Annotated in this window: 13 protein-coding genes and 5 tRNA genes; 17 read left to right on the forward strand and 1 reads right to left on the reverse strand. The window is 34.0% G+C overall.

Annotated features, from left to right (window positions below; genetic code table 11):
- Positions 1-2: 2 nt before the first annotated feature.
- The 4 genes from A3835_03765 to A3835_03780 are packed head-to-tail and all read left to right on the forward strand — an operon-like array spanning position 3 to position 4,758.
- Complete coding sequence (locus tag A3835_03765; protein ID ORI08650.1) at positions 3-2,141, forward strand: ABC transporter; 2,139 nt, start codon at positions 3-5, stop codon at positions 2,139-2,141.
- Positions 2,142-2,143: 2 nt separating this feature from the next.
- On the forward strand, positions 2,144-3,610 hold the full coding sequence (locus tag A3835_03770) for a hemolysin secretion protein D (GenBank protein ID ORI08651.1): 1,467 nt from the start codon (positions 2,144-2,146) through the stop codon (positions 3,608-3,610).
- Positions 3,610-4,101, forward strand: coding sequence for a hypothetical protein (locus tag A3835_03775; GenBank protein ID ORI08652.1), 492 nt, complete (start codon positions 3,610-3,612; stop codon positions 4,099-4,101). Before A3835_03770 ends, A3835_03775 begins: the two co-directional genes overlap by 1 nt.
- Positions 4,102-4,119: 18 nt before the next feature.
- Complete coding sequence (locus tag A3835_03780) at positions 4,120-4,758, forward strand: helix-turn-helix transcriptional regulator (GenBank protein ORI08653.1); 639 nt, start codon at positions 4,120-4,122, stop codon at positions 4,756-4,758.
- 211 nt (positions 4,759-4,969) lie between these two features.
- On the opposite strand, the gene A3835_03785 is transcribed toward A3835_03780, so the two are convergent.
- Entirely contained in the window at positions 4,970-5,218 is a 249-nt protein-coding gene (locus A3835_03785) for a flagellar biosynthesis protein (GenBank protein ORI08654.1), read from the reverse strand.
- Between the two features lie 236 nt (positions 5,219-5,454).
- On the opposite strand from A3835_03785, the gene A3835_03790 reads away from it, so the two are divergent.
- The 13 genes from A3835_03790 to A3835_03850 all read left to right on the forward strand — a co-directional run bounded on the left by A3835_03790 (position 5,455) and on the right by A3835_03850 (position 10,474).
- Positions 5,455-5,530: transfer RNA gene (locus tag A3835_03790), tRNA-Thr, on the forward strand.
- 53 nt (positions 5,531-5,583) lie between these two features.
- A tRNA-Tyr gene (locus A3835_03795) sits at positions 5,584-5,668 on the forward strand.
- A 7-nt stretch (positions 5,669-5,675) separates the two neighbouring features.
- A tRNA-Gly gene (locus tag A3835_03800) sits at positions 5,676-5,752 on the forward strand.
- A gap of 126 nt (positions 5,753-5,878) precedes the next feature.
- A tRNA-Thr gene (locus tag A3835_03805) sits at positions 5,879-5,953 on the forward strand.
- Between the two features lie 74 nt (positions 5,954-6,027).
- Positions 6,028-7,227 (forward strand): elongation factor Tu, encoded by a 1,200-nt coding sequence (tuf, locus tag A3835_03810; protein ID ORI08655.1) that lies wholly within the window; start codon positions 6,028-6,030, stop codon positions 7,225-7,227.
- A 56-nt stretch (positions 7,228-7,283) separates the two neighbouring features.
- Positions 7,284-7,442, forward strand: a complete 159-nt coding sequence (locus A3835_03815; GenBank protein ID ORI08656.1) for a 50S ribosomal protein L33 — start codon at positions 7,284-7,286, stop codon at positions 7,440-7,442.
- 13 nt (positions 7,443-7,455) lie between these two features.
- Positions 7,456-7,531 (forward strand) — tRNA-Trp (locus A3835_03820).
- 17 nt (positions 7,532-7,548) lie between these two features.
- A complete protein-coding gene (locus A3835_03825; protein ID ORI08657.1) occupies positions 7,549-7,728 on the forward strand; it encodes a preprotein translocase subunit SecE in 180 nt (59 codons plus the stop codon).
- Between the two features lie 16 nt (positions 7,729-7,744).
- On the forward strand, positions 7,745-8,275 hold the full coding sequence (locus A3835_03830; protein ID ORI08658.1) for a transcription termination/antitermination protein NusG: 531 nt from the start codon (positions 7,745-7,747) through the stop codon (positions 8,273-8,275).
- Between the two features lie 10 nt (positions 8,276-8,285).
- A complete protein-coding gene (locus A3835_03835) occupies positions 8,286-8,711 on the forward strand; it encodes a 50S ribosomal protein L11 (protein ID ORI08659.1) in 426 nt (141 codons plus the stop codon).
- Between the two features lie 59 nt (positions 8,712-8,770).
- Positions 8,771-9,472 (forward strand): 50S ribosomal protein L1, encoded by a 702-nt coding sequence (locus tag A3835_03840; GenBank protein ID ORI08660.1) that lies wholly within the window; start codon positions 8,771-8,773, stop codon positions 9,470-9,472.
- 105 nt (positions 9,473-9,577) lie between these two features.
- Positions 9,578-10,063: a 50S ribosomal protein L10 gene (locus A3835_03845; protein ORI08661.1), complete on the forward strand. Its 486-nt coding sequence runs from the start codon at positions 9,578-9,580 to the stop codon at positions 10,061-10,063.
- Between the two features lie 30 nt (positions 10,064-10,093).
- Positions 10,094-10,474: a 50S ribosomal protein L7/L12 gene (locus A3835_03850; protein ORI08662.1), complete on the forward strand. Its 381-nt coding sequence runs from the start codon at positions 10,094-10,096 to the stop codon at positions 10,472-10,474.
- Positions 10,475-10,538: the final 64 nt, after the last annotated feature.

Raw genomic sequence — 10,538 nt, forward strand, 5'->3', positions numbered from 1 at the left:
AGATGCATAGTGATAAGATAAAAGATGAACTGCTTCAATGTTTGGTTATTTTTACCAAGCTTCATAATAATCCATACAGTGCCGATGCTTTAACTATTGGCTTGCCAGTAAAAGATGGCGATGAGATTGAGCTTTTTTCACTTAAAAGCTCAAGATCTTTATTTTCTCGTGCTGCTTCTCGTGCTGGTTTTGCTTCTACCCTTGTAAGAAAAGATCTTGAGCAAATCTCTCCTTTAGTTTTACCTTGCATTTTAATGCTTAGAGGCAAAAAAGCTTGCATCTTGCAATCTTTTAGTAAAGATAAAAAGACAGCAAATATCATAACGCCAGAACTTTCAACTGGTACTAGCACGATAGAAATAAGTAAATTAAAAGAAGAATATTTAGGCTATGCATACTATCTAAAGCGCGAGTTTGTTCCAGAGGATACTAGCTCAACAAAGCTAATTGATGCGGGCAATGACCACTGGTTTTGGGGAACTCTAAAACGTTCAAAAAAGATTTATTTTGATGTTGTTCTTGCAAGTTTTATTATAAATTTATTTGTTCTTGCTAGTCCGCTTTTTACGATGAACGTATATGACCGTGTCGTGCCAAATAATGCGGTTGAGACACTTTGGGTCTTGGCACTTGGTGTAAGTGTAGTTTATGGCATAGATCTTTTTTTAAAATTTGTAAGATCATATTTTCTTGAGATTGCTGGCAAAAAGAGTGACATCATAATGAGCTCTATTTTATTTGAGCGCGTTATGGATATGAAATTTAGCAATAAACCAAAATCTGTTGGCTCATTCGCTAGTAATCTAAAAGAGTTTGATACGGTTAGAAATTTCTTCTCGTCAGCCTCATTGGCAGCCATTGTCGATCTTCCATTTGCGATCATTTTCTTGATAGTTACTTATTTTATAGGAAGCTATATCGTACTCGTGCCAATTGTTATTATGATAGCTATTTTGTGTTATACATTTTTTATAAAAGATCCACTTCAAAATGCTATTAAGAGTACATTTGAGGCTTCGGCTATAAAAAATGGAATTTTGATAGAGAGTCTTAGTAGTCTTGAGACCATCAAAACTCTTGGTGCTAGCGGACATATACAGTGGAACTGGGAAGAGGCAACCGGTGAAATAGCAAATAGAAGCATTAAATCAAAAATTATCACAACTTCGATAACCACTGTTACATCTTTTTTAGTGCAATTAAATACTATTGCCATCATTGTTCTTGGCGTCTATATGATACAAGATACGCATCTTACAATGGGTGGTCTTATCGCTGCGGTTATGCTTAGCTCTCGTGCTATCGCTCCTATGGGACAGGTGGCTTCACTAGCTGCAAATTTTGAGCAGACAAAAACAGCCTATCAAAGTCTTAGTAAGATTATGCAAATGCCTGTTGAAAGGCCAGAAGGTAAAAAATTTGTTAGAAGAAATTCTTTTGATGGAAAGATCGAGTTTAAAAATGTAAGTTTTACATATCCAGATACCACAAAAGGTTCGCTTGATAGGATAAATTTTGTTATTCAGCCAGGTGAAAAAGTTGGCATTATAGGCAAAAATGGCTCCGGAAAAACTACTTTACAAAAGCTCATTTTGGGACTTTACTCACCAACCGAAGGCTCAGTACTAATCGATGGTATTGATATTAATCAAATCGATCCAGCCGATCTTAGGCGAAACATCGGCTACGTTCCGCAAGATGTTGTGCTTTTTAAAGGAACGGTTAGAGAAAATATTGTTCAAAAAGCACCATATGTTGATGATATTCAGATTATAAAAGCAGCTAAAGTAAGCGGAGTTGATGAATATGTAAATGCTCATCCGCTTGGATTTGACATGCCAGTTTTTGAAAGAGGCGATGGCATAAGTGGTGGGCAGCGTCAAAGCATAGCTGTGGCTAGGGCATTTTTGCTAGATAGTCCTATTATTTTGCTTGATGAGCCAACAAATTCTCTTGATAATACAGTTGAAAATAAGTTAAAAATAAATTTAAAGACAAATACAGCAAATAAAACGATGCTGCTTGTTACACATAGGATGTCGATGCTAGATCTTGTTGATAGACTTATAGTTATGGACAATGGCAAAATTTTATTGGACGGACCAAGAGATGAAGTTTTAGCAAGACTTAGTGGGAAGTGATCATGCAAGAAGATATCAAGAATAAACAAAATGAAAATCCAAAAAATGAAAAAAGATTAATTTCTGAAAATAACATAAAAGAACAAGAGGAAGCTAGTAATAAAATTTTAAATAGTGTAGATGACATAAAGTCTAATCTTCAAACAAAAAATTATGATGCTTATGATTTGAAATTTATGTCAAGTCTTTCAGAAGCGGTTTTGGCAAAGGCTCCATCGACTTCAAAAAAGATACTTTATGCAGTTAGTATAACTGTATTTTGGCTTCTTGTTTGGGCCTCTTGGGCACAAATAGATGAGATCACAAGAGGCAGTGGTAAAATCATCCCGTCTGGAAAAAACCAAGCGATACAAAATCTTGAAGGCGGTATAGTCGATCAAATTTTTGTAAAAGAGGGTGACGAAGTCAAGAAAGATCAAATTCTAATAAGGCTAGATAATAAAAATTTTACGAGTAGTTATGGCGAGTCAAAACTAAGACTTGATGAACTTCAAGCAAAATTTATGAGACTTGATGCTGAGGCAAATGATCAGGAATTCGACTACGACGAAGCTAGAGATGCGAACAATAGTAAAGCCATAAGATATGAGCTAAGTTTGCATAATTCAAATATTGATCACTTAAATGAGCAAATAGGAATTTTAACAGAGCAAATTCATCAACGCCAGAGTGAATTAGTCGAACTAAAAAATAAAATTTCTCAAACTCAAAATAGCTATAATCTTGTTCTAAAAGAAAAGGCCATTATGGAGCCAATCTTTAAAAAAGGTCTTGTTAGTGAGGTTGAATACATCCAGCTTCAAAGACGTGTAAATGATCTAAGAGGCGAGCTCGATGCTGCTGTTCTTGCTGTGCCAAGAGTTGAATCAACTATAAAAGAAGCGAAAAATAAGATCGAAGAAGCAAAACTTGCTTTTAAAAACAATGCAAAAAAAGAGCTAAATGAAGTTTCAGCAGAGATCGCAAGGATAAATGAATCACAAATCAGTCTAAGCGATAGAGTAGAAAGAACATATGTAAGATCTCCAGTAAATGGTATCGTCAGCAAGATGATGGTTCATACAGTATCAGGAGTTATCAAGCCTGGTGAAAATATTGCCGAGATCGTTCCTCTTGAGGATAAATTGGTTGCTGAAGTAAAAGTAAAACCGGCTGATGTTGCATTTTTGAGGCCTGGGCTTGATACGATGGTTAAATTTACGGCCTATGATTTTAGTATTTACGGTGGTTTAAAAGGCAAAGTAACGCAGATTAGTGCCGATACGGAGACTAATGAAAAAACTGGCGAGAGCTATTATTTGGTCAGGATAGAAACTGAGAAAAATTATCTTGGTAGCGAAAAAAAACCGCTTAGAATAAAAGTTGGTATGATAGTCTCAGCTGATATCATTACCGGTAAAAAGACAATACTTGATTATTTATTAAAGCCTATTTTAAAGGCAAAGCAAAATGCCTTAACGGAGAGGTAATGGGCAAAATCGCTTTTTATGATAAGAAATTTGGTGAATATGAGATCGAAAAATTTCAAAATTTACAAAATTTCTATCTCATAAAAGATGATCATTGCTGCGATATAGTTAATGATGAAATTGAACGATTTAAATTTAGTGATTGTGAAATAGAATTTTTACAATTAGTAGATGTTGCTAGTAGACATAAAAAGCTATTTGAAAATCTAAAAATTTATGATGATATAGTAAGAAGTATTAAAATTTTAATAAAAGGCTATGACCAGAGTTTGGATAAATTTGACTTTGATCCTGGAATTTTAAATTTAAATACTCCTTATAAATATGCTATATCACAAGATTTTTTTGAAATGACTATTTTTTTAGAAGAAAAATCCTCAGTGGTTACTAAATTTTTCTCATCAATAGATTACAAGATACGCAAAAACGGCGAAAGTCGTCACGTAGAATTTTTTATAAATAATAAAAAAATTTATGAAAGAATCATATAAATAATCCAAGGAAAGGTAATGCAAGTTATTTTATTTACACAAAATAGTGCATTAAACAATATTTGGAGAAGCTATTTTACTGGCAATAGCGATGTAAAATTTATACATAATAGAAAAGAGTTTTTTTCTCATATAAATGATGATGTTGATATTATAGGCATTGATATTGATGTTTTTAAAGATAATATTGATGATGTTATAAAAAATATAATTGAAAAATCACCAAATATAAAAATACTCATACTCTCAAATAGGCCAACGATAAACGAAGGCAAGCATCTGCTTACGCTTGGAGTCAAGGGCTATGCAAATTCTCACATGAGAAAGACACACTTTGAAGATGCTTTTGAGGCTATTTTTAATGGAAATATATGGCTTTACCAAGAATTTGTTCAGGCAATGATTAGTGAGCTAACCGGCTCATATATTAATAGTGAAAGTGAAAAGGCAGATAAAAGGACTGACCTCTCTGAGCTTAGTTTAAGGGAAAGAGAAATTGCAGATTTGATCTATCAGGGTCTAACAAATAATGAAATTTCAGAAAAAACAGGCATTACACTAAGAACAGTCAAAGCACATACAAGCTCGATTTATAGTAAGCTAAATGTAAAGGATAGAATAGGGCTTGTGCTTTTAATGAAGCAGCTTGACGCATAAAATCTTGATTTATTTTTGTGAGAAATTTAAGACTCTTCTTTAAAAACTATTAAATTTTTATACATGTGCCCATAAAGAAATACATACACAACTTTTACTGGCTGAAGAATAAAATAAATATAAAATTTTCAAATAAAAAATGATTTGCTAAAATCTTAAATAAAAAAATTCTAGCAAATTTATTAATAGCCGAGATAAGAAATCAAAAACTTTAGTCTTCCAAATCGATATCTACTTTTTCAACATTTGTTATGATGTCTTTTGTATTTTTTTCGATATCATGTTTATTTTTTTCAATAAGTGATCTATTTTGTCCAATCAAATCCCTATTTTCTTTAATGCCATCGCTATTTTGTTCAATTAATTTGCTAAGAGTTGATATTCTTTTCTCATAACGTATCATTAGAAAATAAATTACGTAAATTAGCAATAAAATTATCGCCCAAGGTAAAAATTGCATATTAAGTCCTTATATATTTTTTGTAATTATAGAAATTTTAGCTTTTAAAAAAAATAAAACCATAAAAATTATACATATTTCATAAATACTTAATGGTGCATTACGGATTTAAATGTAGTAAAAATTTGTATTCTTAAATGGCTGTATTTTATGATTTTAATTTTTATGAAAATTTTTTAAATTCCCCTTGACTTTTACCTTGTTTTGATATATAATTGCCACTTCACAAAATAGGTGCTGGTGTAGCTCAGTTGGTAGAGCTACTGCCTTGTAAGCAGTGGGTCGGCGGTTCAAGTCCGTTCACCAGCTCCATTTTTGTAACAGTGTTTGACCAGAAAATACCAAAATAGTTTATTAATGTTTAAGGTGAGATACTCAAGAGGCCAACGAGGGCAGACTGTAAATCTGCTGACTATGTCTTCCGTGGTTCGAATCCACGTCTCACCACCATTGTTATGCGGGAGTAGCTCAGTTGGCTAGAGCATCAGCCTTCCAAGCTGAGGGTCGCGGGTTCGAGCCCCGTTTCCCGCTCCAAAATTTGGGAAAATAAACTGGGAGCTGTATCTAGATTTTACTAAACACAGTTATTCCTTACTTTATTTTCAAAATTTTTAGTTGTTTGTATTATTTAATTGGAATCATCTCTGCCAAGCGTTTTTCGCTCATATGGCTCAGAGGTAGAGCACTTCCTTGGTAAGGAAGAGGTCGCGGGTTCAAGTCCCGCTATGAGCTCCACTGGTTAATATGATTTTATTATGATTATACAAATTTGGTAAGAAAAAAGACATATATCACATACGGAGGAAAAGATGGCTAAAGAAAAATTTTCACGTAACAAGCCGCACGTAAACATAGGTACTATTGGTCACGTAGATCATGGTAAAACTACATTAACAGCTGCAATATCTGCTGTTCTTTCACGCAAAGGACTTGCTGAGCTAAAAGATTATGATAATATTGATAATGCTCCAGAAGAAAAAGAGCGTGGTATTACAATTGCTACTTCACATATTGAGTACGAGACAGAGAAACGCCACTATGCCCACGTTGACTGCCCTGGTCACGCCGACTATGTAAAAAATATGATTACAGGTGCTGCGCAAATGGATGGAGCTATTCTGGTTGTTTCTGCAGCTGATGGCCCAATGCCACAAACTAGAGAGCATATTTTGTTATCACGCCAAGTCGGTGTTCCATACATTGTTGTTTTCATGAACAAAGCTGATATGGTTGATGATGCTGAGCTACTTGAATTGGTTGAAATGGAAATCCGCGAATTGCTTAATGAGTATAATTTCCCGGGTGATGATACACCTATTGTTTCTGGGTCAGCGCTTAAAGCTCTTGAAGAAGCAAAAGCTGGTCAAGATGGTGAATGGTCGGCAAAAATTATGGAATTAATGGACGCAGTTGATAGCTATATCCCAACTCCAGTTCGTGCAACAGATAAAGACCTTCTTATGCCAATAGAAGATGTTTTTTCGATTTCAGGTCGTGGTACAGTTGTAACTGGTAGAATCGAAAAAGGTGTTATAAAAGTTGGTGACACAATTGAGATTGTTGGTATTAAGCCAACTCAAACAACAACAGTTACTGGTGTTGAAATGTTTAGAAAAGAGATGGATCAAGGTGAAGCTGGTGATAATGTTGGCGTTCTTCTCCGTGGTACTAAGAAAGAGGATGTTGAGCGTGGTATGGTTCTTTGCAAGCCTAAATCAATTACCCCTCATACAAAATTTGAAGGCGAAGTCTATATCTTGACAAAAGAAGAAGGTGGTCGCCATACTCCTTTCTTTAATAACTATAGACCACAATTCTACGTAAGAACAACTGATGTTACTGGTTCAATTACGCTTCCAGAAGGAACAGAGATGGTTATGCCAGGTGATAATGTGAGAATTTCTGTTGAATTGATTGCTCCAGTAGCACTTGAGGAAGGCACTCGTTTCGCTATCCGTGAAGGTGGTAGGACTGTTGGTTCAGGTGTTGTTTCAAAAATACTTGGTTAATTTATAAAAATTTGTCAAAGGGAGGATATCCCTTTGATATCTTAATAAGGACTTATATGAGAATTAAAATTGGTTTAAAATGCTCCGAAAGTGGTGATATAAATTATACAACAACTAAAAATAGTAAAACTACTACGGATAAAGTTGAACTTAAAAAGTATTGCCCAAGATTAAAAAAACATACTATTCATAAAGAAGTTAAATTAAAAAGTTAATTAAGAAGCTATTAGGGCAATAGCTCCAACGGTAGAGCGCTGGATTCCAAATCCAATGGTTGGGGGTTCGAATCCCTCTTGCCCTGCCACGACTAAGGTTAAGATTATGGAAAAAATTATAAACTATATTAGGCTTTCTAAATTGGAAATAATGAAGGTTATCTATCCTACAAAAGAACAAATTAGAAATGCTTTTTTTGCAGTTTTTATCGTAGTTGCTGTTGTATCACTTTTTTTAGCTCTTGTTGATGTTATTATGTCCTTTGTTTTATCTAAAGTTATATGATATAAGGAAAGAAGTAATGTCACATAAATGGTATGCTATACAGACTTACGCTGGAAGCGAAATGGCAGTAAAAAGAGGAATTGAAAATTTAGTAAAAGATCATGGAATAGAAGATCAACTAAAAGAAATTATAGTTCCTACAGAAGACGTAATAGAAATAAAAAATGGTAAGCAAAAAATCAACGAAAGAACTCTTTATCCAGGTTATGCTTTTGCGTGCTTAGATCTTGATACGGCTCTTTGGCACAGGATTCAGTCTTTACCAAAAGTTGGACGTTTTATTGGTGAGGCCAAAAAACCTACGCCATTATCTGAAAAAGATATAAATACTATTTTGGAAAAAGTTCAAAAAAGGGCTGCACCAAAACCTAAGATATTCTTTGAGGATGGTGAGAGTGTTCGTATAACAGAAGGTCCTTTTGCTAACTTTACAGGTATTGTTGAAGAATATGACATGATACATGGCAAACTTAGACTCAATGTTTCTATTTTTGGTAGAAGTACCCCTGTTGATATTTTGTATTCACAAGTTGAGAAGATAATTTAAGGAGCAAGAAATGGCTAAAAAAGTTATAGGTGAAATAAAATTACAAATTGCTGCAACAAAAGCAAATCCTAGTCCACCAGTTGGTCCAGCTCTTGGACAAAAAGGTGTTAATATTATGGAATTTTGTAAAGCCTTTAATGAAAGAACAAAAGAGATGGTTGGGTTTAATATTCCAGTTGTTATAACTGTTTATGCTGATAAAAGTTTTACATTTATCACAAAACAGCCTCCTGCTACAGATCTTATTAAAAAGGCTGCAGGTATAACAAAAGGAACTGATAATCCTTTAAAAAATAAAGTAGGCAAATTGACAAAAGCTCAAGTTCTAGAAATAGTTGAGAAAAAACTTGTTGATTTAAATACAAACGATAAAGAGCAAGCAGCCAAGATTATTGCTGGTTCAGCTCGCTCAATGGGTGTCGAAGTAGTAGACTAAAGCCTTTACCGTCAGGTTGATTAGCAAAAGACGGAAGCAATATATATGCGGAGAAATTTATGGGAAAAACTAGTAAGAGATTTCAAGATTTGCTCAAAAAAGTAGAGCAAGATAAAATTTATAACCTTAGTGAGGCTATTGATACAGTTAAAACTCTGGCTTCTGCTAAATTTAATGAAACAGTTGAGATTGCATTAAAATTAAATGTTGATCCAAGACATGCTGATCAAATGGTTCGTGGTTCAGTTGTTTTGCCGGCTGGTACAGGTAAAACTGTAAGAGTTGCTGTTATTGCAAAAGATGCTAAAGCTGATGAGGCAAAAGTAGCTGGTGCTGATATTGTTGGTGCAGATGATTTGGTTGAAGATATTCAAAAAGGTATAATGAATTTTGATGTTCTTATAGCTACTCCAAATTTAATGGGCCTTGTAGGTAAGGTCGGTAGAATTTTGGGACCAAAAGGATTAATGCCAAATCCAAAAACTGGTACAGTTACAATGGATGTTGCACAAGCAGTTAATAATGCAAAAAGTGGTCAAGTAAATTTCCGTGTTGATAAGCAAGGAAATATACATGCAGGCCTTGGTAAAGTTAATTTTACTAAAGAACAATTAAATGAAAATATTTCAACATTTATTAAAGCGATCAATAAGCATAAGCCTGCAACTGCAAAGGGTAGATATGTTAAAAATGCTTCGTTGTCTTTGACAATGAGCCCATCTATAGCTCTTGATACTCAAGAAGTTATGGACTTAAAATAAAACTAAAAATTAAAATTTATATCTTAGATTGGAGATAGCCGAGGCCATTGGGCTTAATTGATTCGACCCGCTCTGCTTGAAATTACCGGTCGGAAAGGAGAAAAAGTGACACGTAACGAAAAAACTGAAGTTGTTGCAAAATTAGAGAGTGAATTTAAAACTGCTGAAGCTATTATAGTTTGTGACTATCGTGGTCTTTCAGTAAAGAAACTTGAAGTTTTAAGAAATTCTGCTAAAGAACAAAATGTAAAAGTTCAGGTTATTAAAAATACTCTTGCAAATATTGCTCTTAAAAATTCTGATAAAGTCGGGATGGAACTCAAAGATACAAATATCTATCTTTGGAGTGAAGATCAATTAGCAGTAACTAAAGTAGCCGCAAAATTTGAAGAGTCTAATGCTGATCTTTTCAAAATAAAAACAGCTTATATTGATGGCGAAGTTGCTAGTGTTGATAAAGTTAAAGCTCTATCTAAAATGCCTAGCCGTGATGAGCTTATTGCGATGCTTTTACAAGTTTGGAATGCACCAATTCAAAATTTCACAATTGGTTTGAATGCGCTTAAAGAGAAAAAAGAACAATCAGCTTAATTTAAATTAAAAAAATAATAAGGATTAAAAATGGCAATTACTAAAGAAGATGTATTAGAGTTTATATCTAATCTTTCTGTACTTGAACTTAGTGAACTTGTAAAAGAGTTCGAAGAGAAATTTGGTGTTAGCGCAGCTCCTGTAATGGTAGCTGGTGGTGCTGTTGCAGCAGGCGGTGCAGTAGCTGCAGCAGAGGAAAAAACAGAATTTAACATTGTCTTGGTTGATTCTGGCGATAAGAAAATTAATGTTATTAAAGTTGTTAGAGCGCTTACTGGTCTTGGTCTTAAAGAAGCTAAAGACGCAGTTGAGGGAACACCATCTGTTCTTAAAGAAGGTGTTAGCAAAGATGAGGCTGAGGCAGCTAAAAAAGAGCTTGAAGAAGCTGGTGCTAAGGTTGAACTTAAATAATTTTTTATTATTTGAGCTTAATATTTCAAGAGAGGGCACAGGCTCTCTCTTTTTTAAATTTTAG

This window comes from Campylobacter concisus, from assembly GCA_002092835.1.
Lineage (GTDB): Bacteria > Campylobacterota > Campylobacteria > Campylobacterales > Campylobacteraceae > Campylobacter_A > Campylobacter_A concisus_K.

Excerpts from the sequence above, each read along its gene's own strand:
- A3835_03765 (ORI08650.1), top strand. The coding sequence starts at position 3 with ATGCATAGTGATAAGATAAAAGATGAACTGCTTCAATGTTTGGTTATT.
- A3835_03770 (ORI08651.1), top strand. The coding sequence starts at position 2,144 with ATGCAAGAAGATATCAAGAATAAACAAAATGAAAATCCAAAAAATGAA.
- A3835_03775 (ORI08652.1), top strand. The coding sequence starts at position 3,610 with ATGGGCAAAATCGCTTTTTATGATAAGAAATTTGGTGAATATGAGATC.
- A3835_03780 (ORI08653.1), top strand. The coding sequence starts at position 4,120 with ATGCAAGTTATTTTATTTACACAAAATAGTGCATTAAACAATATTTGG.
- A3835_03785 (ORI08654.1), bottom strand. The coding sequence starts at position 5,218 with ATGCAATTTTTACCTTGGGCGATAATTTTATTGCTAATTTACGTAATT.
- tuf (ORI08655.1), top strand. The coding sequence starts at position 6,028 with ATGGCTAAAGAAAAATTTTCACGTAACAAGCCGCACGTAAACATAGGT.
- A3835_03815 (ORI08656.1), top strand. The coding sequence starts at position 7,284 with ATGAGAATTAAAATTGGTTTAAAATGCTCCGAAAGTGGTGATATAAAT.
- A3835_03825 (ORI08657.1), top strand. The coding sequence starts at position 7,549 with ATGGAAAAAATTATAAACTATATTAGGCTTTCTAAATTGGAAATAATG.
- A3835_03830 (ORI08658.1), top strand. The coding sequence starts at position 7,745 with ATGTCACATAAATGGTATGCTATACAGACTTACGCTGGAAGCGAAATG.
- A3835_03835 (ORI08659.1), top strand. The coding sequence starts at position 8,286 with ATGGCTAAAAAAGTTATAGGTGAAATAAAATTACAAATTGCTGCAACA.
- A3835_03840 (ORI08660.1), top strand. The coding sequence starts at position 8,771 with ATGGGAAAAACTAGTAAGAGATTTCAAGATTTGCTCAAAAAAGTAGAG.
- A3835_03850 (ORI08662.1), top strand. The coding sequence starts at position 10,094 with ATGGCAATTACTAAAGAAGATGTATTAGAGTTTATATCTAATCTTTCT.